Consider the following 23,785-nt stretch of genomic DNA (forward strand, 5'->3'; position numbering starts at 1 on the left):
CGGGAGCGCGCCTGAAACATGTGCGCGGCCGCAGCGATTGCAGCCCATGCCGCACCTTCGCGATAGGGGCGGCGCCGACTACGCCCGCCAAGCGGTTCAGTCGTCGCGTTCGATCGCGTTCGCGACCACCTTGTCGAGCAGCCGCTCGAACGTCTGGCGCTCGCTGTCGGACAGGCACGCGAGCAAGCCTTCATTCCACTTGCGCACGATCGGCATGATCTTGCGATGCAGCGCGCGGCCGTCGGTGGTCAGCGCGATCAGCACGATCCGGCCATCCTCCTCGCTCGCGCTGCGCTCGAGCAGCCCCTGGCGCAGCAGCGCTTCCGCCGCGCGGCTCGCCTGGCTCTTGTCGAGATTGGTGTGGCGCGCGAGATCCATGATCGAAAACGGACCGAAGGCGCCGACGGCGGCGATCACGCGCGCCTCGGGCAGCGAGATGTCCAGCTTGTGCCGGTACACGTCGGCGATCCCGCGGTCGGATCGCTTCGCGAGCGCATGGAGGCGATAGGTCAGAAACTGGTCGAGCCCGGCTTGTCGGCCTTTCATGTCGAATCCTGAAGAAAAAGGGCGGGCCCGATTGTTCCTGTATCGCGCGCTCGGGTCAACGGTCAGTGTGCGCCGTACTTCAGCCGTGTCAACTGTTCCGCTTCGTTCGCGAGCAGGTTCGCCGCGTCGCGGATCGCGACGTCGAGCGTGATCGGGCCGGGCGCCGGCGAGAAGCAGCCGGAAAAGTGTTCGGACAGGCGCGGCAGCGCGGCCGGGTCGACCGCGCCCGACAGCAGCGACGCGGGCACGCCCGCGACCCGCGCATGGCGGCACGCGATGAACGGCGCCTTGCCGTGCAGCGTCTGCACGTCGGAGCGGCCTTCGCCGGTGATCAGCCAGTCGGCGCCGGCCAGTGCCGCATCGAGCCCGACCTGCCGCGCGACGACTTCCGCGCCGGCTTCGAACTGCGCGCCGAGCATGTGCAGCGCGAAGCCGAGGCCGCCCGCGGCGCCGGCACCGGCCAGGTCGCGGCAGCGCCGGTCGAGCGCGGTCTCGAGCAGGTCGGCGAAATGGCCGAGCGCGGCGTCGAGGGTCGCGACCTGCGCGGGCGTCACGCCCTTTTGCGGACCGAATACCGCGGTCGCGCCATGCGCGCCCGTCAGCGGGTTGTCGACGTCGGACATGCCGATGAATTCCGCGTCCTGCAGGCGCGGATCGAGCCCCGCCGCGTCGATCCGCGCGATGTCGGCGAGTCGTGCCGGGACGGGTTCGACCGGCTGGCCGGCCGCGTCGAAGCATTGCAGGCCGAGGCCCGCGAGCAACCCTGCGCCCGCGTCGTTGGTGCTGCTGCCGCCGAGCGCGACGAAGAAGCGGCGCACGCCCTCGTCGAGCAGCGTGCGGATCGCTTCGCCCATGCCGCGCGTGCTGCGCGCGTCGACCGGCACGCTCATGCCGACCGCATCGGTAATGCCGACGATCTCGGCCGTCTCGACGATCGCGGTGCGCGCGTCGATCACGCCGACCGCCGCATCGCGTGCGGCGAGCGACGCGCCGGCCACCTGCAGCGTGCGCCGCGTGCCGCCGCTTGCCAGCATCGCATCGAGCGTGCCTTCGCCGCCGTCGGCCATCGGGCAGCAGCGCACGACCGCGTCGGGCCGGGCGCGGCGGATGCCGGTGGCGATCGCGTCCGCGACCTGCTCGGCGGAAAGCGAGCCTTTGAACGAATCGGGCGCGATGACGACGACAGGCGCGGACGGGTGTTGCGGCATGGTGTCTCCGGAAGGCGTGATTGGTGTGAAGAATGGCGGCCGCGGCCGCGGCGCACCTTCAATCGGAGCTTACAGGATGGTGGGCCCGCGGTGGATACGGCGTTCGGCATAGCGGCGATCCGCGCGCATTGCCGCGCGCGGGAGCGGGCGGCAATGCGGGTGCGCACGGTTGTCGTGCCGATCTGGCGGTATGAGGAAGATTGTTTGCTAGAATAGTCGATTCTTCCGGCCAAAGCCGTGCTCCGAGCCGCTTGCGCTAGCCATCCGGCGCGTGCAGGGATGGCGTGGCGCTCCGGCGCGGCGTGTGCGTGAGACGCACCTCACGCCGCAGGCAGGCACGGCAAGGAAAACCCGATTCGCTCGAATAATTTTAGGACGATTGAAGCCATGGCTAACGTTGTTGAGAACCTCGGCAAGCTTGAACGCCGCGTGACGATTTCCCTGCCGAAGGACACCGTGCAGAAGGAAATCGACGCCCGTATCCAGAAACTCGCGAAGAACGTTCGCATGCCGGGTTTCCGCCCGGGCAAGGTGCCGCTGAAGATGGTCGCCCAGCAATACTCGGGTCAGGTCGAGGCGGAAGTGCTGAGCGACAAGATCGGCCAGGAATTCTTCACGATCAGCCGCGCGGAAAACCTGCGCGTCGCCGGCCAGCCGAGCTTCGAGCCGAAGCAGGAACAGGCTGAAGATGCGTACGCGTTCGACGCGACGTTCGAGGTCTACCCGGAAGTGAAGATCGGCGATCTGGCGACGGCTGAAGTCGAGCGCTCGACGACGTCGATCGGCGACGCCGAAATCGACCGCACGCTGGACATCCTGCGCAAGCAGCGCGTGCACTACCACGCTCGCGGCGAAGCCGGCGAGCACGGCGACGGCGGTGAGGACACCGCAGCGAAGAACGGCGACCGCGTGACGGTCGACTTCGTCGGCAAGATCGACGACGTCGCGTTCCAGGGCGGCACGGCCGAAGACTTCCCGTTCGTGCTCGGCGAAGGCCGCATGCTGCCGGAATTCGAAACGGCGGCGCTCGGCCTGAAGGCCGGCGAACAGCGCACGTTCGAGCTGAAGTTCCCGGACGACTACCACGGCAAGGACGTGGCGGGCAAGACGGCGCAATTCACGGTCACGATGAAGAAGATCGAATGGCCGCACCTGCCGGAAATCGACGCCGAATTCGCGAAGTCGCTCGGCATCGAAGACGGCGACCTGACGAAGATGCGCGCCGAAATCAAGGAAAACCTCGAGCGCGAAGCGAAGCGTCGCACGCAAGCCATCGTCAAGAACCAGGTGATGGACGCGCTGCTGAAGATTTCCGAACTCGACGTGCCGAAGGCGCTGATCGAACAAGACCAGCAACGTCTCGTCGAAATGGCTCGCCAGGATCTGGCGCAGCGCGGCGTGCCGAACGCGAAGGACGCACCGATCCCGGCCGAGATGTTCGCCGAGCAGGCAGAGCGTCGCGTGAAGCTGGGCCTCGTGCTGGCCGAGCTCGTGAAGTCGAACGGCCTCGAAGCGAAGCCGGAACAGATCCGCGCGGAAGTCGACGAGTTCGCGAAGAGCTACGAAGACCCGAAGGAAGTGGTCCGCTGGTATTATTCGAACCAGCAGCGCCTCGCCGAGATGGAAGCGTTCGTCGTTGAAAGCAACGTCGTCGACTTCGTGCTGGGCAAGGCAAAGGTGACGGACAAGGAAGTGAGCTTCGAGGCACTCGCGAGCGCATCGGCGCAAGCGTAAGTGTTGCTCTAGCGGCGTGCCGGCTGTCGGAGCGACGGCCCGCACGCCGTTTTTACGTCAAGCGCACGGTTGCCATTAATATGGCGATTGAGCGGGCGGCTTCCCTCCGTTCAATTTTCCATTCGAACAAGGTTCATTGAATGATCACTCGCGCTGAATTGCTGGACATGCTTGCTTCGAACGCGCCGCAGGGTTTCGAGGCGCAAGCGCTGGGGCTGGTGCCGATCGTCGTCGAAACGAGCGGCCGCGGCGAGCGTTCGTACGATATCTATTCGCGTCTCCTGAAGGAGCGCCTGGTGTTCATGGTCGGCGAAGTGAACGACCAGACCGCCAACCTCGTGGTCGCGCAATTGCTGTTCCTCGAGAGCGAGAATCCCGACAAGGACATCAGCCTCTACATCAACAGCCCGGGCGGCTCGGTGTCGGCCGGCATGGCGATCTACGACACGATGCAGTTCATCAAGCCGGACGTGTCGACGCTGTGCATGGGTCTCGCGGCCAGCATGGGCGCGTTCCTGCTCGCGTCGGGCGCGAAGGGCAAGCGCTTCGCGCTGCCGAACTCGCGCGTGATGATTCACCAGCCGCTCGGCGGCGCACGCGGCCAGGCGTCCGACATCGAGATCCAGGCACGCGAGATCCTCTACCTGAAGGAACGGCTGAACAACTTGCTCGCGCAGCATACGGGCCAGGACGTGGAGCGCATCGCGCGCGACACCGACCGTGATAACTTCATGTCGAGCGAGGACGCGAAGGCATACGGGCTGATCGATCAGGTGCTGCTGAAGCGCCCGTGAGCTTAAGTGGGGTGCCGCCCCGATTTGCGCGGCGCCCCTGCAACGTCCCGAGTGCCCTGAGCATCTGCGGCAAGCGCATCCAGCCGACTCCGGTCGCGCCCTAGGCGCGGCGTTCGGAGCATTCGGCGTATCATGTCATCTACCTGTCCGGAGGCTCTACATTCATGGCGGACAAAAAAGGTTCGAACAGCGAGAAGCTGTTGTATTGCTCGTTTTGCGGGAAGAGCCAGCATGAGGTGAAGAAACTCATCGCGGGCCCGTCGGTATTCATCTGCGATGAGTGCATCGACCTCTGCAACGAGATCATTCGCGACGAGGCGGCTGCCGCCGGCGTCGAGGCCAGCCTGTCCCGGTCGGATCTGCCGAGCCCGCAGGAAATTCGCGACATCCTCGATCAGTACGTGATCGGCCAGGAGCGTGCGAAGAAGATCCTCGCGGTGGCCGTGTACAACCACTACAAGCGCCTGAAGCATCTCGACAAGAAGGACGACGTCGAGCTGTCGAAGAGCAACATCCTGCTGATCGGCCCGACGGGCTCCGGCAAGACGCTGCTCGCGCAGACGCTCGCGCGGTTGCTGAACGTGCCGTTCGTGATCGCCGACGCGACGACGCTGACCGAAGCCGGCTACGTCGGCGAGGATGTCGAGAACATCATCCAGAAGCTGTTGCAGAACTGCAACTACGAGGTCGACAAGGCCCAGCGCGGGATCGTCTACATCGACGAAATCGACAAGATCAGCCGCAAGTCGGACAACCCGTCGATCACGCGCGACGTGTCGGGCGAGGGCGTCCAGCAGGCGCTGCTGAAGCTCGTCGAGGGCACGATGGCGTCGGTGCCGCCGCAGGGCGGCCGCAAGCATCCGAACCAGGATTTCATCCAGGTCGACACGACCAACATCCTGTTCATCTGCGGCGGCGCGTTCGACGGCCTCGAGAAGGTGATCACCGATCGCACCGAGAAAACCGGCATCGGCTTCGGCGCGACGGTCAAGAGCAAGCAGGAACGCGACGCGGGCGAAGTGCTGCGCGAAACGGAACCGGAAGACCTGATCAAATTCGGTCTGATCCCCGAATTGATCGGCCGCCTGCCGGTGGTCGCGACGCTCGGCAAGCTCGATGAAGCCGCGCTGATGAAGATCCTCGTCGAGCCGAAGAACGCGCTCGTCAAGCAGTATCACAAGCTGTTCGCGATGGAGCGCGTCGAGCTGGAAATCCGGCCGGGCGCGCTGCAGGCAGTCGCCCGCAAGGCGATCCGCCGCAAGACCGGCGCGCGCGGCTTGCGTTCGATCATCGAACAGGCATTGCTCGACGTGATGTACGAGCTGCCGGCGATGAAAGGGGTCAGCAAGGTCATCATCGACGAGAACGTGATCGATGGCGACGGCAAACCCCTGCTGATCTATGAGGACACGCCGAAGGTGGCGGGTTCGAACTGACCGGCTTGCCGACGATGTTCTGCGAAAAAGGCCGTTCATGAGACCGTGGGCGGCTTTTTTTCGTTTATCTTGTGGGTAACTCTGACTCGACACGCGGTGGTTACTTTCTTACCGAATATTTCCCGCACTTGAAGGCTTGCAATTCGTTGTGGCGGCCTCAATTACCGAACAATTGATTCCACTCATGGGGAAATGAAATGTCAGGCACCCAACTTCTCCCGCCGGAACGCATCACGCTCCCGCTGCTGCCGCTGCGGGACGTCGTCGTTTTCCCGCACATGGTCATTCCGCTCTTCGTGGGCCGGCCGAAATCGATCAAGGCCCTCGAAGCAGCGATGGAAGGCGGCAAGCACATCATGCTCGTCGCCCAGAAAACCGCGGCCAAGGACGAACCGACCGAAAAGGACATGTACGAGGTCGGCTGTATCGCCAACATCCTGCAGATGCTGAAGCTGCCGGACGGCACCGTGAAGGTGCTCGTCGAGGGCCTGCAGCGCGCGAAGGCGTTGTCGATCGAAGAACAGGAGACGCAGTTCTCCTGCGAAGTGATGCCGCTCGAGCCCGATCACGCCGACAGCGCTGAAACGGAAGCGCTGCGCCGCGCGATCGTGTCGCAGTTCGACCAGTACGTGAAGCTGAACAAGAAGATCCCGCCGGAGATTCTCACGTCGCTGTCGGGCATCGACGAAGCCGGCCGTCTCGCGGACATGATCGCCGAGCGTCTGCCGCTGAAGCTCGACCAGAAGCAGCACATCCTCGAGATGTTCCCGGTCATCGAGCGCCTCGAGCACCTGCTCGCGCAGCTCGAAGCCGAGATCGACATCCTGCAGGTCGAGAAGCGCATCCGCGGACGCGTGAAGCGCCAGATGGAAAAGAGCCAGCGCGAGTACTACCTGAACGAACAGGTCAAGGCGATCCAGAAGGAACTGGGCGAAGGCGAAGAGGGTGCGGATCTCGAGGAACTCGAGAAGCGCATCAACGCCGCGCGCATGCCGAAGGAAGCGAAGAAGAAGGCCGACGCCGAGCTCAAGAAGCTGAAGCTGATGTCGCCGATGTCGGCGGAAGCGACCGTCGTGCGCAACTACATCGACACGCTGATCGGCCTGCCGTGGCGCAAGAAGAGCAAGGTCAACAACGATCTGTCGAACGCCGAACAGGTGCTCGACGAGGATCACTTCGGCCTCGAGAAGGTGAAGGAACGCATTCTCGAGTACCTCGCGGTGCAACAGCGCGTGGACAAGGTCAAGGCGCCGATCCTGTGCCTCGTCGGGCCTCCGGGCGTCGGCAAGACCTCGCTCGGCCAGTCGATCGCTCGCGCGACGAACCGCAAGTTCGTCCGGATGGCGCTCGGCGGCGTGCGTGACGAAGCCGAGATCCGCGGTCACCGCCGCACGTACATCGGCTCGATGCCGGGCAAGATCCTGCAAAGCCTCGCGAAGGTCGGCGTGCGCAATCCGCTCTTCCTGCTCGACGAAGTCGACAAGATGGGCATGGATTTCCGCGGCGATCCGTCGTCGGCGCTGCTCGAAGTGCTCGATCCGGAACAGAACCACACGTTCGCCGACCACTACATCGAGGTCGACTTCGACCTGTCGGACGTGATGTTCGTCGCGACGTCGAACTCGCTGAACATCCCGCCGCCGCTGCTCGACCGGATGGAAGTGATTCGTCTGTCGGGCTACACGGAAGACGAGAAGGTCAGCATCGCGCAGCGTTACCTGCTGCCGAAGCAGAAGAAGAACAACGGTCTGAAGGACGGCGAGATCGAGGTCACCGAGCAGGCGATCCGCGACATCATCCGCTACTACACGCGCGAAGCCGGTGTGCGTTCGCTCGAGCGGGAAGTGTCGAAGATCTGCCGCAAGGTCGTGAAGATGCTGCTGCTGAAGAAGGCATCGGGCGCGATCAAGGTCGACGGCGAGAACCTCGATACGTTCCTCGGCGTGCGCAAGTACGACTTCGGCCTCGCGGCGAAGGAAAACCAGGTCGGTCAGGTGACGGGCCTCGCGTGGACGGAAGTCGGCGGCGACCTGCTGACGATCGAAGCCGCGGTGATGCCGGGCAAGGGCAACGTGATTCGCACGGGTTCGCTCGGCGACGTGATGAAGGAGTCGGTCGAGGCCGCACGTTCGGTCGTGCGCTCGCGTTCGCGGCGTCTGGGCATCAAGGACGAAGCATTCGAGAAGCAGGACATCCACATCCACGTGCCGGAAGGCGCGACGCCGAAGGACGGTCCGTCCGCCGGCGGTGCGATGACGACCGCGCTGGTGTCGGTGCTGACGGGCATTCCCGTGCGTGCCGATGTCGCGATGACGGGCGAGATCACGCTGCGTGGCGAAGTGCTGCCGATCGGCGGGCTGAAGGAAAAGCTGCTGGCTGCGCATCGCGGCGGCATCAAGCTCGTGCTGATCCCGGAAGAGAACGTGAAGGATCTCGCGGACATTCCGGACAACGTGAAGAACGCGATCGAGATCGTGCCGGTCCGCTGGATCGACAAGGTGCTCGAACTCGCGCTCGAACGTACGCCGACCCCGCTGCCGCCGGAAGAAGAGGCGAAGGCTGCGGCACCGGTCGGCGAGGCGGCGAAGGATGCCGGCTCGACGGAAGTCGTGAAGCACTGAGAACCTGAACGCCGTCGCTGACGGTGGTTCGCGAAACCCGCGGCGAGTCCGCGGGTTTTTTTATGCGCGTCGGGATCGTGTGTAGCGTCGTGCGTTAAAAATTTTTGCGCATGGGCTTGGCAAAATGATCGGGGATGAATTAAACTTGCGGGCTCGCTGGTTGTTGATGCCGAAACGCAGATCGCAGCCAGAACGAATCGGAAACGGGTGCTTAGCTCAGCTGGTAGAGCGGCGCCCTTACAAGGCGTAGGTCGGGGGTTCGAACCCCTCAGCACCCACCAGTTTCACGATTCAGCCAGACCAAGGAGCGGTAGTTCAGTCGGTTAGAATACCGGCCTGTCACGCCGGGGGTCGCGGGTTCGAGTCCCGTCCGCTCCGCCAGAAAATGAAGAAGCCCGCCTCGTGCGGGCTTTTTCATTTGCGTCGTTGATCGTGCCCGCTCGCGGGCGCGTGACTGCGGAGCGGAGGAAGCCGCCTGCGCGGCTTCCGGCGGGACGCGAAGGGCTGCGCGTGCACGCGCAGCCGCGGCCTGCAGGATGTAGGCGAGTCCCGTCCGCTCCGCCAGAAAATGAAAAAGCCCGCCTCGTGCGGGCTTTTTCATTTGCGTCGCCGATCCGGCGCCACTACGAGAAATTCGCGATTGCATCCGCCCGCGACTGCGCTATCGTGGCGGAATGCGTTTTTGACCCCTGCGCGATGCTCGATCCGACCGACCTGCGATTGCTGTATCAGCTCCGGCCCGCGGAGCCTGGCGATTTTCCGTTTGCCGAGGCGCTGACGCACGGCAACATGGGCGGGTATTACAAGCGCCATGGGCTCGTCTGGCGCAGCGACCTGTTCTATGCGAGCTGGCGCGAATCCGAAAACTTCATCCTGGAAGCCGACGGCGAACGTATCGGCGTGCTGCGCGTGACCGAGGAGGGCGATTCGCTGCACATCCGCGACGTGCAGATCGCGGCCGGCCATCGCGGACAGGGCGCCGGCACCTACATGCTCGACATGTCGCATCGCTGGGCGCGCGCCCGCGGGCTACACGAACTGCAGTTGCGTGTGTTCGTCGACAATCCGGCCGCGCGCCTCTACCTGCGGATGGGCTACCGCGTCACCGGGCCGAGGCTGGCCCAGCTCGGCTCGATTCGCCACATGGTGCGTCCGGTTTGAGCGCGTAACGGTTACCCACGCGGGGGCCACGCGGCGACGGTCAGCGGGCGGCGTCGATCGCGTCGTCGTCGGGGGCGTCGTCGATTGCGATGCCGTCTTCCGCGCCGCGATGCTCGTAGCCGCGCAGCATGAACGCGCGCGGGCTTTCGCCGAACGCGCGCCGGAACATCGCCGAAAACGCGCTCTGGCTCTGGTAGCCGAGTTCGCGGGCGATATGCGACAGCGGGCGCCCCTGGTTCAACAGCGGAATCGCGCGCGCAAGCAGCGCCTGCTGCCGCCACTGCGAAAAACTCACGCCCAGTTCCTGCCTGAACAGCCGCGAGATCGTGCGCGTGCTCGCACCCACCTCGCTCGCCCAGTGTTCGAGCGATTCCGCATGCGCCGGTTGCGCGAGCACTGCCTCGCACAGCATGCGCAGCCGCTTCTCGTCGGGCATCGGCACCGCGAGCGGCAGCGGTTCGGCGCGGCTCAGCTCGTCGAGCACGAGCCCGCACAGCAGCCGTTCGCGGGTGCCGCTCAGGTCGCGCGCGTCGAGCGCGACGATCAGTTCGCGCAGCAAGCCCGTCACCTCGACCACCCGGCATGCGTCGAGCCCGTCCGGCACGACCGACTCGTCGATGTACAGCGTGCGCAAGTACGCTTCCTCGACGATCACGACCTCGTGCGTGACGTGCGGCGGCACCCAGATCGCGCGGGACGGCGGCACCATCCACGTCGTCCCGGTCGTCGCGACGCGCAGCACGCCGCGCGATGCATACGCAAGTTGCGCCCACGCGTGCGTGTGCAGCGGGATCCGGCGGCCGGCGTCGACCTGCCGTGCCCGGACACGCATCGGGTGGACGCGGGTCGGCGCGAACTCGGGCGGGATGTCGATGACGTCGTACGGGTTCGATGCGTCGGCTTGGGCTGGCGGGTTCATGGACGATTCGGTCGGCGCGGCGGCGATGCCGTCATTTTAGAAGGCGCCGCGCAGGCGCATGCGGCGGTTTTTCGGCCGATAATGCACGGTTCAAATGAACTTTGTATGGGGCAGCACGTGTGCCGGCCGGCGCAAGCCCGGGCCAGCGTGATGCGTCGCGCCGAAAAGAACCATCGTGCCGCCGGCGCGGTCTATCGATGCGGGCGCGTTTTCGCACAAGCAGCGCCCCAACGACGCCGGCGCCCGCGGCACGGCCGCGACGGCCCGGCACGGCAACACCTGAATCGAAGAGGAGGACCACGATGCGCCATGTATTCGTCTACGGCACGTTGAGAGCGGGAGAAGCCAACGACATCGGCGAGGCGGCCGCGCGGCACGGGATCGCCGCGCCGACGCTGCTCGGGGCGGTCGCACTGCCGGGCGAACTGTACGATTTCGGCACGTATCCGGGCATGGTGCCCGGGCCGGCCGGCCGGTCGCTCGTGTGGGGCGACGTCTACGAGGTCGACGAGCGACTGGTGCCCGTGCTCGACGAGATCGAGCGCGTCTATCCGGGTGTCGACACACTGTTCCGGCAGGAGCCGGTGACCGTCGAACTCGGCGGTCGTCCGTATGCGTGCGTCTACTATCCGGTCGCCGCGCATGCGGCAGCCGACCGTCCGCGCATCGTGTCGGGCGACTGGGTCCAGCACCGGCGCGAGCGGGAAGCCGCCGCCGCATCCGCATAGAGAACCCGCTGCCCCGCAAAGGAAAAGCGCCCCGCGGGGCGCTTTTTTCATGCCGCCGTGTTGCGCGACCGGCGGCGGGCAGGACCAGGCGACCCGGCCCGCGTCGTCAGATTTCCTCGTACAGCGGCAGCGTCAGGAATTCGGTGAAGCCTTCCGACGTCGACATCTGTTCGAAGATCGCCGCGGCACGCTCGTACGGCTGCGTGTTGCCGCCGACCGACCGCTTCACGTTGTCGAGCTCGGCCTTCGCGAATTCGCGCACGAGCTCGGCGGTGACCTTGCGGCCGTCGTCGAGCACGCCCTTCGGCGAGCGGATCCACTGCCACACCTGCGAGCGGGAGATCTCGGCGGTCGCCGCGTCTTCCATCAGGTTGTGGATCGGCACGCAGCCGTTGCCGTCGAGCCAGGCGCCGAGATAGTGGATGCCGACGTTGATGTTGTTGCGCAGGCCGGCTTCGGTGATCGGCGCTTCAGGCTGGAAGTCGAGCAGGTTCTTGCCTTCGATCTGCACGTCGTCGCGTTGCTTCGCGATCTGGTTGGGCTTGTCGCCGAGCACCTTGACGAATTCCTCCATCGCGATCGGCACGAGGCCCGGGTGCGCGACCCAGCCACCGTCGTAGCCGTCGGTCGCGTCGCGGGCCTTGTCCGAACGCACGCCGCCCATCGCCTTGTCGTTCGCTTCCGGATCGTTCTTGATCGGAATCAGCGCAGCCATCCCGCCGATCGCCGGCGCGTTGCGCTTGTGACAGGTCTTCAGCAGCAGCAGCGCGTACGCGCGCATGAACGGCACCGTCATCGTGATCTTCGAGCGATCGGCCAGGCAGAAGTCGCGGTCGTTCTTGAACTTCTTGATCGCCGAGAAGATGTAATCCCAGCGGCCGGCGTTCAGGCCCGAGCTGTGTTCGCGCAGTTCGTACAGGATCTCGTCCATCTCGAACGCGGCGAGGATCGTCTCGATCAGCACCGTCGCGCGGATCGTGCCGCGCGGCACGCCGACTGCCTCCTGTGCCGCGACGAAGATGTCGTTCCACAGGCGCGCTTCGAGATGGCTTTCCATCTTCGGGAGGTAGAAGTACGGGCCCGAGCCGCGCGCGATCAGTTCCTTCGCGTTGTGGAACAGGAACAGCGCGAAATCGAAGATGCCGCCGGACACGCGCTGGCCGTCGACCGTCACGTGCTTCTCGTCGAGATGCCAGCCGCGCGGACGCACGATCAGCGTCGCGACCTTGTCGTTCAGCTGGTACGACTTGCCGTTCTGTTCGAGCGAGATCGTGCGGCGCACCCCGTCCTTCAGGTTGATCTGGCCGTCGATCTGGTTCGTCCAGCTCGGCGCGTTCGAATCCTCGAAGTCCGTCATGTACGAATCGGCGCCCGAGTTCAGCGCGTTGATGATCATCTTGCGCTCGACGGGGCCGGTGATCTCGACGCGGCGGCATTGCAGGTCGGCCGGCAGCGGCGCGACCTTCCAGTCGCCCTCGCGGATCGCCTTCGTGTCGGCCAGGAAATCGGGGCGCTCGCCGGCGTCGAGGCGCTTGGTGCGTTCGACGCGGGCCTGCAGCAGCGCCTGGCGGCGCGGCTCGAACGCGCGGTGCAGCGCCGCGACGAGCGCGAGTGCTTCAGGCGTCAGGATCGCTTCGTAACCCGGCTTGATTTCGCCGGTGATCGCCATGCCTTGCGGCAGCGTGATCGGGGTGCTCATGAGTCTCATCTCCTTGGTCGGTCAGTTGCGGTTTCGGTGAAGGGGGAAGGCGGCAGCGCAGCGAACGTCATGCGCCCGGGCCGGGGCGCGCGCGGTTCGCGGGTCTGCCGGACGGAGCCGGGGTGGCGAGGAATGCGAGCAGGTCGGCCATGCCGCTGCCGGTGCCGTCGGGCGGCGCGCCGAGTTCCTCGGCGGGCGCACCCGTGCGGTTGAGCCAGAACGTCGTGTAGCCGAACCAGGCGGCCCCCGCGACGTCCCAGGCGTTCGACGACACGAACACGATGTCGCGCGGGTTCGCGCCGAACGCGGCGGTGCCGAGTGCGTACGCGACCGGGCTCGGCTTGTACGCGCGTACCGCGTCGGCCGACAGCACGCGATCGAACAGGCCGGTCATGCCGGCGCTCTTGATCGCGATGTCGAGCATCTCCGGGTTGCCGTTCGACAGGATCGCGAGCGGCGGGCGCGGGTCGAGCGCGCGCAGCTTGCGCAGCGCGGGCACCGTGTCGGGATAGGTGGACAGGCACGCGTATTCGTCCATCAGCCGCTTCTCGGCCGCGCTGTTCAGCGCGAGCCCGAGCCTGCGCGCGGCGAACCGCAACGCGTCGAGCGTGATGTCGCGGAACGGGCGATAGCGGGCGCCGGACGGATCGGCGAGCGTGCGCAATTGCGAGTATTCGATTTGCTTGCGTCGCCACAGCCGCGACAACCGGTCCCCGTGACCGGGAAACATCTGCTCTGCCGCGGCCACGACCGCATGCACGTCGAACAACGTGCCGAATGCATCGAAGAGGATTGCGTCGGGAGAGGAGAGTGTCGTTGTGGCCGACATAGCCTTGCGCTCCAGTTTCAGAGGTCGGAAACGATTTTATTCGTGCTCGTCAGTGCTAAAAAAGACGCTAAGCATCACTTGATCTTTTACTTTCATATACCTAATCTTGACCGCTCAAGCTATTTGAAGGGCGGGAACGCCGCCCTTGCGAGTCATGGACCGGTTCAAACAGATCGAAACGTTCGCCGCGGTCGCGGCGAAGGGCAGCCTGTCGGCGGCCGCGCATGCGGAAGGCGTCGCGCCGGCGATTATCGGCCGCCGCCTCGACGCGCTCGAGGAGCGGCTCGGCGTGAAGCTGCTGGTGCGGACCACGCGCAAGCTCACGCTGACCTTCGAGGGTTCGGCCTTCCTCGAGGATTGCCAGCGGATCATCAACGACATGCAGAACGCGGAGGCGAGCGTGTCCGCCGGCGGCGTGAAGGCGAGCGGCCACCTGCGCATTTCCGCGCCGGCCGGCTTCGGGCGGCGCCACGTCGCGCCGCTCGTGCCCGAGTTCAGCGGCGCGCATCCGGACGTGTCGGTCACGCTCGACCTGTCCGACCGGATGGTCGACCTCGTCAACGAAGGGTTCGATTGCGCGGTGCGGCTCGGCGAGCTGCCCGATTCGTCGCTGGTGTCGCTGAAGCTCGGCGAGAACCGGCGCGTGTGCGTCGCGTCCCCCGCGTATCTCGCGCGGCGCGGCACGCCGGCCACGCTTGCGGAACTCGCGCGCCACAACTGCCTCGCGCTTGCCGCGAATGCGAACCAGCAGCGTGGCTGGGCGTTCCAGGAGGGCGACAAGGTGGTGTCGATCCGCGTGAACGGCACGATGGAATGCTCGGACGGCGCGGTGCTGCACGAATGGTGCCTCGCCGGCTACGGCCTGGCATGGCGATCGTGGTGGGAGGTCGGCGACGATATCGCGGCCGGCCGCCTCGTCACCGTGCTCGACGCATTCGCGGCGCCACCGATCGGCATCCACGCGGTGTTTCCGCAGCGCCGTCACCTGCCGCTGCGCGTGCGGCTGTTTCTCGATTACCTGAAACATACGTACGAACGGCCGGGGTATTGGGGCGAGTAGGGCGGGGGCGAGCAGGGCGCACCGGCCCGCGCGTTTCCGATATGAGGGCGAACCCGCTGCCGGCGCCGGTCGCCCGGTTTCGCGCACTACAATCGAAACTGGCATGCGCGACGCGCCGGAGCCGGCCCGCATGGGTTCGCGGTGCGCGCGGTGCGTCTGACGCAGGAGGGCGCGATGTTCCGGCACATCCTCGTTCCAACCGACGGTTCCGAACTGTCGCAGAAGGCGATCGACGGCGCGATCGACCTGGCGCGCGCGGTCGGCGCGCGGGTCACGGCCTATGCGTGCCTGCCGCAGTATCCGTACTCGCCGTTTTCCGAAGTGATCATCGAGCCGCCCGCCGATTTCCGCGCGCGCAGCGAGCGCGAGGCGCGCGCGCACCTGGACGACGTGCAGGCAGCCGCGAAGGCGGCCGGCGTCGATTGCGACAGCTGGACGAGCGTGCATCCGTCGCCGTACCTCGGCATCATCGAGGCGGCCGAACGTGGCGGCTGCGACGTGATCTTCATGGCGTCCCACGGACGCCGCGGGCTCGGCAGCCTGCTGATCGGCAGCGAAACGCAGCGCGTGCTGACCCATACGAAAATTCCGGTGATCGTCTATCGATAGACGCGGCGCCCGTCGTTCGTAGCCGCCCGGGCGACAGCACGGCGGTGCCGCTGAAAAAAGGGCGCGCCGGACGAAGCCGGCGCGCGTCGTTGCTGGCGGCCACTGGCCGCGCGCGACCGGTCGCGCGACGTCGATCGCGCGCCAGCCGTCTCCTCCCTGATTGTTGTCCGGTGCCGCCGATGCCGCGCCGTCGCGTGACGGGCCGGCATCGGCGTGACGCTTGCGCGCGTTACGCGACCTTCTTGCCGTCGAAGAACTGTTCGTCTTCGGTCGAGCCGTGCAGCGCGGTCGTCGAGGCTTCCCGCTCGACCGTCTGCGTGACCGCGTCGAAGTAGCCGGTGCCGACTTCGCGCTGGTGCTTGACGGCCGTGAAGCCCTTGTCGGCCGCCGCGAACTCGGCCTGCTGCAGTTCGACGAACGCGCTCATCTGCGTGCGGGCATAGCCGTGCGCGAGGTTGAACATCGAGTAGTTCAGCGCATGGAAGCCGGCCAGCGTGATGAACTGGAACTTGTAGCCCATCGCGCCGAGTTCCTTCTGGAACTTCGCGATCGTCGCGTCGTCGAGGTTCTTCTTCCAGTTGAACGACGGCGAGCAGTTGTACGACAGCATCTTGCCGGGGAACTCCTTGTGGATCGCTTCCGCGAACTTCTTCGCGTACTCGAGATCCGGCTTGCCCGTCTCGCACCAGACGAGATCGGCGTACGGCGCATACGCGAGGCCGCGCGAGATCGCCTGCCCGATGCCCGGCTTCGTGCGGAAGAAGCCTTCGACCGTGCGCTCACCCGTCAGGAACGGCTTGTCGTTGTCGTCGATGTCGGACGTGATCAGGTCCGCCGCTTCCGCGTCGGTCCGCGCGACCAGCACGGTCGGCGTGCCCATCACGTCGGCCGCGAGACGCGCCGCCGACAGCTTCGCGACCGCTTCGCGGGTCGGCACCAGCACCTTGCCGCCCATGTGGCCGCACTTCTTCACCGACGCGAGCTGATCCTCGAAGTGCACGCCCGAGGCGCCGGCCTCGATCATCGCTTTCATCAGTTCGAACGCATTCAGCACGCCGCCGAAGCCGGCTTCCGCGTCCGCGACGATCGGCGCGAAGAAATCGACGTAGCCTTCGTCGCCCGGATTCTTGCCTTCCGACCACTGGATCTGGTCGGCGCGCGTCAGCGTGTTGTTGATGCGCTTGACGACGAGCGGAACCGAGTTCGCCGGGTACAGCGACTGGTCCGGGTACATTTCGCCCGCGACGTTCGCGTCGCCGGCCACTTGCCAGCCCGACAGGTAGATCGCCTTCAGGCCGGCCTTCACCTGCTGCATCGCCTGGTTGCCGGTCAGCGCACCGAGTGCGTTGACGAACGGCTCTTCGTTGATGAGGCGCCACAGCTTTTCCGCGCCGCGCTTGGCCAGCGTGTGCTCGACGGCGATCGAGCCGCGCAGGCGCACCACGTCCTCAGCCGTGTAGCTGCGCTTGATGCCCTTCCAGCGCGGATCGGTTTCCCATTGCTTTTGCAGTTCCTGTGCCTGTTGCTGTCGCGACATGATGAGCTCCTTGATGCGGTGTGTTGCCAGATCGGTCGAATCGGACGGTGCTGATGCTGTTCTCGAAGCGGGGCGCGGTGCGTGCCGCTTTGAGAAGTCTTGTATAAGAGTCTAGGCAAACCGATCCGAGTGAAACAGGGGCTATACCAGGAAGTTTGAAACTTTTTAATCGTTGTTAATCAATAACTTGTGTTTTGTGTTTCGCAATGAGAAACGATTTTTCCCATCTCGCAATTGTAAGGTTGTGCCGCGCAGCATGATTTTTTACGACGCAAAAAAATTTTCCGCATCGTGAAATTTGGCGCGGGACGAAAAAAAACCGGCGCGGTGCGCCGGTTTGCCGGATGGGCGGGCGGCACGGGGCGCCGGGGCGTGCTTACGACGCCGAATTGCTGCGACGCGGGCCGCCGCTGCGCTGGCCGTCGCGACGCGGGCCGCCGTCACGGCTGCCGCCGGCTTGCCGCTCCAGCCGCCGCCATTGCCGCCGCCGTAGCTGCGGCCGTTGCCGCCATGACCGCCGCCCGGCTTGCCGCCGAAACGACGACCGCCGTTACCGCCGCCCGGACGGCCGCGGCCGCCGGTGCCGCGATCGTTGCGCGGGGGTGCCTTGCGGGGCTCGAAGCCTTCGATCACGTTGACCGGCAGCGGCGAGCGCACGAAGCGCTCGATGCGCTTGAGCGCGCCTTGCTCGGCGTGGTGCACGAGGCTCACCGCGGTGCCCGAACGGCCGGCACGGCCCGTACGGCCGATACGGTGCACGTAGTCTTCCGCGAACTTTGGCAGGTCGTAGTTGAACACGTGCGTGATGCCCGGGATGTCGATGCCGCGGGCTGCGACGTCGGTCGCGACCAGCACGCGCACACGGCGCTCGCGCAGCGCACGGATCGTGCGGTTGCGCGCGCCCTGCGGCAGGTCACCGTGCAGCGCGGCCGATTCGAAGCCGGCGTCGGCGAGACGGCCGGCGAGCTGGTCGGCATCGATCTTGGTCGCCGTGAAGATGATCGCCTGGTCGAGCGCGTCGTCGCGCAGCAGGTGATCGAGCAGGCGGTCCTTGTGGTCGCGGTCGTCGACGTAATGCACGGTCTGAGCGATGTTCGCGCGCGACTCGAGGCGCTGCTGGATCTCGATGCGTTCCGGATCCTTCAGCAGGCGGCTCGTCAGCGAACCGATCTTGCCGTCGAGCGTGGCCGAGAACAGCATCGTCTGGCGCGACTCGGGCGTCGCGGCGACGATCGTCTCGATGTCTTCGATGAAGCCCATGTCGAGCATGCGGTCGGCTTCGTCGAGCACGAGCATCTTCAGTTCGGACAGGTCGATGCGGCCGCGCTCGAGGTGATCGAGCAGACGGCCCGGCGTGGCGACCAGGATCTCGGGGTTCTTCGCGAGCAGCATCAGCTGCTGGCCGTAGGCGACGCCGCCGAGGATGCTGACCGTGCGCAGGCGCTTCAGGTGCTTGCCATAGGTCGACGCGGCCGTGGTGACCTGCATCGCGAGTTCACGGGTCGGCGTCAGCACGAGCAGGCCCGGGCGGGCGACGGGCTGCGGGCGGCGCGCACGGCGGTCGCCCTGGTTCGGTTCGCGCGGCGCGCGCGGTTGCTGCGCCTGCGCCTTCTGGAGCTGCGCGAAACGTTCGATCGCGGGCAGCATGAATGCGGCCGTCTTGCCCGAACCGGTCGGGCTCGACACCAGCAGGTCCCGACCGGCGATGCCGGCCGGAATCGCGCGCTGCTGGACCGGCGTCGGCTTGGCGTAGCCGGCGGCCTGCAGCGCGGAGACGATCTCCGGCGACAACCCGAGCGACGCGAAAGTCGGCTCGTCCGACGCCGGTTCGACCGCGGCCGGTGCGGCGGCGTTCTCGAGACCGAGCGCCTGGTCGGCGATCGCGTTGAGCGGGCTGGAGTTGATGCTCGAAGTCATAACAATCCTTGAAACACAGTGGGTGAAACGTCGGCGCCAATCGCGCATACCCAAGTCGTCGGATTCAGCGAGCAAATCGGGAAACGGGTGCAATCCGCCGAACCGTCGGCGGATGAGGCATTAGAAGCTGTTTTGGGTGCGGCGCGCTTCTGGAGCGGGGGCCGCCAGCCTAGTTGACGACCGCGAGGGTCGAAGCAGGAGGGGACAGGTTCTAAACCGGATTGGAGCTTAACGCTACGAGGCGTCGGGCCGGAACGGCTTGCGAGCCGAGCGCGGGAGGTGACGCAGCCAGCATTATAGAGATATTTGCTGCGCTGCGCCACTGATTTGATTGCCTATTGATTGCCTGTCGCGGCAGGCGGGACAGATCAGGACGCCGTGCCGTTCTTCAGCGATTCGACGAGTTCGATGTATTGCTGCTTCGCCGCATCCTGGGTCGTGCCTTTCAGCGCTTCCCACGCGTCGTACTTGTACTTGCCGACGATGTCGGTGAAGCCCGGCTTGTCGCCGTGCGCGTCGCCGTCGGTCGCCTGCTTGAAGAGCGCATACAGGCGCAGCAGCGTCAGGTTGCCCGGTCGCTCGGTCAGTTGCTTGACGTCGACCTGGGCCTGGTCGAATTGGGCGGTGAGTTCGCTCATCGTGTGTCTCCGTAAGGGTTTCAGGTCGGGCGATCTTAACAAGCGCCGCGCCGCGCGGGGTCGAGCGATCCTTCCAAACCGCCGGCCGCGCGGCGCGCGCATCGCGATCGGGTCCGATCGCCCGTGGGAGCGGGGCGCCGCATTACAATGTCGGCCATGACGCAAACAGTGCTCCTCGCCATCGATACGTCGACCGAATACTGCTCGGTCGCGCTGCTGCGCTCGGCTTTCGCCGATGACGCCGTTTCCACCCCGCAAACCTGGGTCCGCCACGAGCTGACGGGCGCCGTGTCGAGCACGCGCGTGCTGCCGGCCATCCAGGAGCTCTTCGCCGAATCGGGCCTCACGTTCGCCGATTGCGACGCGATCGCGTTCGGCGCGGGCCCCGGCTCGTTCACCGGGCTGCGCACCGCGACCGGCATTACGCAGGGGCTCGCGTTCGGGCGCGGGCTGCCGGTCGTGCCGGTCAGCACGCTGCTCGCGTGCGCCGAGCACGCGCGGCTGCGCGCACCCGGCACGACGCGCGTGCTGGCCGCGCTCGACGCGCGGATGGACGAAGCGTACTGGGCCGACTTCGCATGGGACGAGCAGGCGGGCGACTGGCGCACGCTGCATCCGGCGTCGCTCGATGCACCGGGCGCCGTCGGCGTGCCCGACGCGCCGTTTACGCTCGCGGGCAACGCGGCCGCCGCGTTCGGCGCGCAACTGCCGGCCGCGGCGGCCGCGGCCGTGATCGACGGCGATGCGCTGCCGCATGCGCTGGCGGTCGCGCATGCCGGGCTGCGGGCGTTCCGCGCCGGCCGGACGGTGCCGGCCGACCAGGCCGCACCCGAATACGTGCGCGACAAGGTCGCGCAGACCACCGCCGAACGCATGGCCGCGCGTGCCGCGCAGACGGACGGAGCAAAAGGATGACGGGCGTCCTGTTGAGCGACCGCTATTTGTCGCCGATGACCGACACCGATCTCGACGAGGTCGTCGCGATCGAGCAGGTCGCGTACGAATTCCCGTGGAGCCGCGGCAATTTCCAGGATTCGTTGCGCAACGGCTATTTCGGCGTGTGCCTGCGGCACGTGACGGGCGCGCTCGTCGGCTATTGCGTGCTGATGCCGGTGATCGACGAAATGCACCTGCTGAACCTGTGCGTCGCGCCGGCCGCCCAGCAGTCGGGCGCGGGCCTCGCGCTGCTGCGCGAAGCCGTGCGCATCTCGCGCGCGGAGGGGCTCGACGGCGTGCTGCTCGAGGTGCGGCCGTCCAATCCGCGGGCGATCCATCTGTACGAGCGCTTCGGCTTCGTGACGATCGGCCGGCGCAAAAACTACTATCCGGCGCGGCATCGCAGCCGGGAGGACGCGATCGTGATGCGTCTGACGCTGAACAAGGACGAAGGGGACGCGCATGGCGTGGGCTGAAGCAGCGCTCGAGGAAATGGGGCTCGCGCAGATCTGGGTGCGGCGCGGCTCGCGCGCGGAAGGCGCCGAAGCGGGTGGCGCGGGGGCCGGGCCGGTTGGCGTGCCGGGCGCGGCGGACGATGCGTCCGCCGTTGCGGCCGCAACCGTTGCGCCCGCGTCGCGGCCGACGTCGGAGCAGTCGCGTGACACGCAGGCGCCTGCACGCGTGTTCCCGCGCGGCGATATGCCGCTGGCGGATACGCCGCCCGCTGGGGGCGCCGCGCGCTCCGCGCCACCGGCTGCGGAAACGGGTAGCGGCGCGCGTGCCGCGATCGACGAAACGGGCGGCGGCGCGCGTGCCGCGATCGACGACGATCGCGCGTCCGCCGGGCCGGCGTCGTCCCCGGCCGCCGCCGCCGCGGACGACCTGCCGCCGCTCACCGAAGACGATTTCGCGTGGTTCGACGCGGCGCCGCCCGGCGATCCGCTGCCGCCGGCCGAAGCGCGTCCTGCTGCAACGCCGGTCGCGATGCTCGACTGGGATGCGCTCGCCGCACGCGTCGCCGGCTGCACGAGCTGCCGCCTGTGCGAGAAGCGCACCAATACCGTGTTCGGTGTCGGCGATCGGGAAGCGGACTGGATGCTGATCGGCGAAGCGCCGGGCGAGAACGAGGACAGGCAGGGCGAGCCGTTCGTCGGCCAGGCCGGCAAGCTGCTCGACAACATGCTGCAGTCGCTCGCGCTCAAGCGCGGCGACAACGTCTACATCGCCAACGTGATCAAGTGCCGCCCGCCCGGCAACCGCAATCCGGAACCGGACGAGGTCGCGCGCTGCGAGCCGTACCTGCAGCGCCAGGTCGCGCTCGTGAAGCCGAAGCTGATCGTCGCGCTCGGCCGCTTCGCCGCGCAGACGCTGCTGAAGACGGACGCGAGCATCGCATCGCTGCGCGGCCGCGTGCACACGTACGAAGGCGTGCCGGTGATCGTCACCTACCACCCGGCGTACCTGCTGCGCAGCCTGCAGGACAAGTCGAAGGCGTGGGCCGACCTGTGCCTGGCGCGCGATACGTTCAAGCGGGCGGAGGGCGCCGCCGCGCACGGGCCGGCCGGACAATGACGCGCGGCGCGGCGGTCGCGTTCGTCGATACGCTGCACGATGCCGCGGTCCGCGATCTGGGCTGGCTCCTCGCGAGCCCGAGCCTGCTCACTGCCGCGCCCGGCGCGCCGCTCGCGCATCCGTGGGCGGATGCGGTCGAGCGGGTGGCCGTCGAAGCGTGGCTCGTCGCGCTCGATGCCGCGCCCGAGCCGCTGCACCGCGCGCTCGACGGGCTGCGGCCCGTGCGACTCGGCCGTTATGCCGAATGCCTGCTCGAGTATTTCCTCACGCACGGGCCGTCGCTGCGGCTCGTCGCCGCCAACCTGCCGCTGCGCAGCAACGGCAAGACGCTCGGCGAGGTCGATTTCCTCGTCGATGCGCCGGGCGGGCTGCGCCTGCACTGGGAACTCGCGGTCAAGTGCTATCTGTGCGCGCCGGTCGACGGCGACGCGTCGCTCGCGGATTTCGTCGGGCCGAATCTCGTCGACCGCCTCGACCGCAAGCGCAGCCGGCTGCTCGAGCATCAGCTGCGGCTGAGCGATCGCCACGGGTTCGCGCTGCTGGGCTACGGCGCGCCGTCCGATGCGCAGATGTTCATCAAGGGCTGGCTGTTCTATCCGCACGGCGTGCCGCTGCCGCCGGTGGCCGCGGAAATTGCGGCCGATCATCCGCGCGGGTTCTGGCTCACGCACGCGCAGTGGCCGGCGTGGGCCACCGCGCAGCCCGACGGTGCGGCGTGGAACGTGCTGCCGCGGCTCGCATGGCTCGCGCCGCGGCGGGTGGCGGCCGACGCCGCGCCCGAACCGCTGGCGCGTTCGCTCGAGTTGCCGTCCGCTTTGACGGCGCGCCAGGCGCCCGCGCTGATCGGCGTCCATCGACAGGACGGCAACGGCGTATGGCGGGAGACGGCGCGCGGTTTCATCGTGCCGGACGACTGGCCCGCGCGTGCGCAGGCGTTCGCTGCCCAGGACCACTGACGCCGCGTCAGCCGGCGCTTACCACCAGCGATGGAAGTGATGGACGGGGCCGACGCCGTGGCCGACGTCGAGCTGGCCGCTCGCGGCGATCGCGCCGGTCAGGTAGACCTTCGCTTCGCGCACCGCGCTGTCGAGATCGGGCCGCTGCGGCAGCAGCGCGGCGATCGCCGACGACAGCGTGCAGCCCGTGCCGTGCGTGTTGCTGACCGGCACGCGCGTGCCGTCGAACCGCACCGCATGCGCCGCATCGACGAGCCAGTCGGGGCTTGCGGCCGCGTCGGGCAGGTGGCCGCCCTTCATCAGCACGGCGCGCGCGCCGGTCTTCAGCAGTGCCTGGCCTTGCCGGACCATGTCGTCTTCGGTCATCGCGGGCGTGTCGCCGAGCAGGGCGGCCGCTTCGGGCAGGTTCGGCGTGACGACGGTCGCGAGCGGCAGCAGCGCGTCGCGCAACGCGTCGACCGCATCGGGCGCGAGCAGCGCGTGCGAACTCTTCGAAATCATCACCGTATCGAGCACGACGAAGCGCGGCGCATGGCGCCGCAGCGCGTCGGCGACCGCGTGCACGATCGCCGCGTTCGCGAGCATGCCGATCTTGACCGCGTCGATGCGGATGTCGTCGAACACCGCGTCGAGCTGCGCGGTCACGAACGCGGCGTCCGGCGCGTGCACGCCGGTCACGCCGCGCGTGTTCTGCGCGGTCAGCGCGGTGATCACGCTCGCGCCGTACGCGCCGAGCGCGGAGAAGGTCTTGAGATCGGCCTGGATGCCCGCGCCGCCGCCCGAGTCGGAGCCGGCGATCGTCAGGACGTTGGGTATCGGGTGCGTCATGATGGCAAGGCGCCGGTTCGAAGACCGGCGCCGACGGACGGAAACAGGAAGTGTAGC

At 67.0% G+C, this 23,785-nt stretch carries 20 protein-coding genes, 2 tRNA genes and 1 pseudogene; 14 read left to right on the forward strand and 9 right to left on the reverse strand.

Annotated elements, in window-relative coordinates; genetic code table 11:
* Positions 1-96: 96 nt before the first annotated feature.
* Both PL79_RS19090 and PL79_RS19095 read right to left on the reverse strand, forming a co-directional pair.
* A complete protein-coding gene (locus PL79_RS19090; protein ID WP_044843678.1) occupies positions 97-546 on the reverse strand; it encodes a MarR family winged helix-turn-helix transcriptional regulator in 450 nt (149 codons plus the stop codon).
* Positions 547-608: 62 nt separating this feature from the next.
* Positions 609-1,754, reverse strand: coding sequence for a glycerate kinase (locus tag PL79_RS19095; protein ID WP_044843677.1), 1,146 nt, complete (start codon positions 1,752-1,754; stop codon positions 609-611).
* Positions 1,755-2,141: 387 nt separating this feature from the next.
* Here PL79_RS19095 and tig point away from each other — a divergent pair, with 387 nt between their 5' ends.
* The 7 genes from tig (at position 2,142) to PL79_RS19130 (ending at position 9,500) form a co-directional block, all read left to right on the forward strand.
* Positions 2,142-3,488, forward strand: coding sequence for a trigger factor (tig, locus tag PL79_RS19100; protein ID WP_044843676.1), 1,347 nt, complete (start codon positions 2,142-2,144; stop codon positions 3,486-3,488).
* A gap of 140 nt (positions 3,489-3,628) precedes the next feature.
* Positions 3,629-4,282, forward strand: a complete 654-nt coding sequence (gene clpP / locus PL79_RS19105) for an ATP-dependent Clp endopeptidase proteolytic subunit ClpP (protein ID WP_006496351.1) — start codon at positions 3,629-3,631, stop codon at positions 4,280-4,282.
* A 164-nt stretch (positions 4,283-4,446) separates the two neighbouring features.
* The gene (gene clpX / locus PL79_RS19110; protein WP_006754177.1) at positions 4,447-5,718 is read left to right on the forward strand and encodes an ATP-dependent Clp protease ATP-binding subunit ClpX; all 1,272 of its coding nucleotides are present in this window, start codon (positions 4,447-4,449) and stop codon (positions 5,716-5,718) included.
* A gap of 197 nt (positions 5,719-5,915) precedes the next feature.
* Positions 5,916-8,339, forward strand: a complete 2,424-nt coding sequence (lon, locus tag PL79_RS19115) for an endopeptidase La (protein ID WP_044843675.1) — start codon at positions 5,916-5,918, stop codon at positions 8,337-8,339.
* 205 nt (positions 8,340-8,544) lie between these two features.
* A tRNA-Val gene (locus PL79_RS19120) sits at positions 8,545-8,620 on the forward strand.
* Between the two features lie 23 nt (positions 8,621-8,643).
* Positions 8,644-8,720: transfer RNA gene (locus PL79_RS19125), tRNA-Asp, on the forward strand.
* Between the two features lie 315 nt (positions 8,721-9,035).
* A complete protein-coding gene (locus tag PL79_RS19130) occupies positions 9,036-9,500 on the forward strand; it encodes a GNAT family N-acetyltransferase (RefSeq protein ID WP_014896698.1) in 465 nt (154 codons plus the stop codon).
* 40 nt (positions 9,501-9,540) lie between these two features.
* Here PL79_RS19130 and PL79_RS19135 read toward each other — a convergent pair whose 3' ends face one another.
* Positions 9,541-10,419, reverse strand: coding sequence for an AraC family transcriptional regulator (locus tag PL79_RS19135; protein ID WP_044847960.1), 879 nt, complete (start codon positions 10,417-10,419; stop codon positions 9,541-9,543).
* 302 nt (positions 10,420-10,721) lie between these two features.
* On the opposite strand from PL79_RS19135, the gene PL79_RS19140 reads away from it, so the two are divergent.
* A complete protein-coding gene (locus PL79_RS19140; protein ID WP_044847959.1) occupies positions 10,722-11,147 on the forward strand; it encodes a gamma-glutamylcyclotransferase family protein in 426 nt (141 codons plus the stop codon).
* Between the two features lie 106 nt (positions 11,148-11,253).
* Here the strand turns inward: PL79_RS19140 and aceB are convergent, their stop codons facing one another.
* Together aceB and PL79_RS19150 are read right to left on the reverse strand one after the other, a co-directional pair.
* On the reverse strand, positions 11,254-12,846 hold the full coding sequence (gene aceB, locus PL79_RS19145) for a malate synthase A (protein WP_044848001.1): 1,593 nt from the start codon (positions 12,844-12,846) through the stop codon (positions 11,254-11,256).
* Between the two features lie 67 nt (positions 12,847-12,913).
* The gene (locus PL79_RS19150; protein ID WP_044847958.1) at positions 12,914-13,675 is read right to left on the reverse strand and encodes a haloacid dehalogenase type II; all 762 of its coding nucleotides are present in this window, start codon (positions 13,673-13,675) and stop codon (positions 12,914-12,916) included.
* A 154-nt stretch (positions 13,676-13,829) separates the two neighbouring features.
* Between PL79_RS19150 and PL79_RS19155 the strand changes: the two genes are divergently transcribed.
* A complete protein-coding gene (locus PL79_RS19155) occupies positions 13,830-14,735 on the forward strand; it encodes a LysR family transcriptional regulator (protein WP_044847957.1) in 906 nt (301 codons plus the stop codon).
* A 174-nt stretch (positions 14,736-14,909) separates the two neighbouring features.
* Complete coding sequence (locus tag PL79_RS19160; protein ID WP_044848000.1) at positions 14,910-15,344, forward strand: universal stress protein; 435 nt, start codon at positions 14,910-14,912, stop codon at positions 15,342-15,344.
* Between the two features lie 229 nt (positions 15,345-15,573).
* Here PL79_RS19160 and aceA read toward each other — a convergent pair whose 3' ends face one another.
* The 3 genes and pseudogenes from aceA to PL79_RS19175 all read right to left on the reverse strand — a co-directional run bounded on the left by aceA (position 15,574) and on the right by PL79_RS19175 (position 19,436).
* Complete coding sequence (gene aceA / locus PL79_RS19165; RefSeq protein ID WP_044847956.1) at positions 15,574-16,881, reverse strand: isocitrate lyase; 1,308 nt, start codon at positions 16,879-16,881, stop codon at positions 15,574-15,576.
* Between the two features lie 376 nt (positions 16,882-17,257).
* Positions 17,258-18,798 (reverse strand): annotated as a pseudogene (locus PL79_RS19170) (DEAD/DEAH box helicase).
* A 368-nt stretch (positions 18,799-19,166) separates the two neighbouring features.
* The gene (locus tag PL79_RS19175; protein ID WP_044847954.1) at positions 19,167-19,436 is read right to left on the reverse strand and encodes an acyl-CoA-binding protein; all 270 of its coding nucleotides are present in this window, start codon (positions 19,434-19,436) and stop codon (positions 19,167-19,169) included.
* Between the two features lie 147 nt (positions 19,437-19,583).
* Here PL79_RS19175 and tsaB point away from each other — a divergent pair, with 147 nt between their 5' ends.
* Genes tsaB through PL79_RS19195 form a run of 4 tightly spaced genes read left to right on the forward strand, consistent with a single transcriptional unit; the run spans position 19,584 to position 22,900 of the window.
* On the forward strand, positions 19,584-20,351 hold the full coding sequence (gene tsaB / locus PL79_RS19180) for a tRNA (adenosine(37)-N6)-threonylcarbamoyltransferase complex dimerization subunit type 1 TsaB (RefSeq protein ID WP_044847953.1): 768 nt from the start codon (positions 19,584-19,586) through the stop codon (positions 20,349-20,351).
* Positions 20,348-20,848 carry a ribosomal protein S18-alanine N-acetyltransferase gene (gene rimI, locus PL79_RS19185; protein ID WP_044847952.1) on the forward strand — a complete coding sequence of 167 codons (501 nt, stop codon included), beginning with the start codon at positions 20,348-20,350 and terminating at the stop codon, positions 20,846-20,848. Before tsaB ends, rimI begins: the two co-directional genes overlap by 4 nt.
* Positions 20,835-21,944, forward strand: coding sequence for a uracil-DNA glycosylase (locus tag PL79_RS19190; protein WP_044847951.1), 1,110 nt, complete (start codon positions 20,835-20,837; stop codon positions 21,942-21,944). Before rimI ends, PL79_RS19190 begins: the two co-directional genes overlap by 14 nt.
* Positions 21,941-22,900: a DUF1853 family protein gene (locus PL79_RS19195; RefSeq protein ID WP_044847950.1), complete on the forward strand. Its 960-nt coding sequence runs from the start codon at positions 21,941-21,943 to the stop codon at positions 22,898-22,900. Before PL79_RS19190 ends, PL79_RS19195 begins: the two co-directional genes overlap by 4 nt.
* Before the next feature lie 18 nt (positions 22,901-22,918).
* Here the strand turns inward: PL79_RS19195 and thiD are convergent, their stop codons facing one another.
* Positions 22,919-23,728: a bifunctional hydroxymethylpyrimidine kinase/phosphomethylpyrimidine kinase gene (gene thiD / locus PL79_RS19200; protein ID WP_044847949.1), complete on the reverse strand. Its 810-nt coding sequence runs from the start codon at positions 23,726-23,728 to the stop codon at positions 22,919-22,921.
* Between the last annotated feature and the right edge of the window lie 57 nt (positions 23,729-23,785).

The sequence above is a fragment of the Burkholderia sp. USMB20 genome, assembly GCF_000949135.2.
In the GTDB taxonomy this organism is placed as follows: Bacteria; Pseudomonadota; Gammaproteobacteria; order Burkholderiales; family Burkholderiaceae; genus Burkholderia.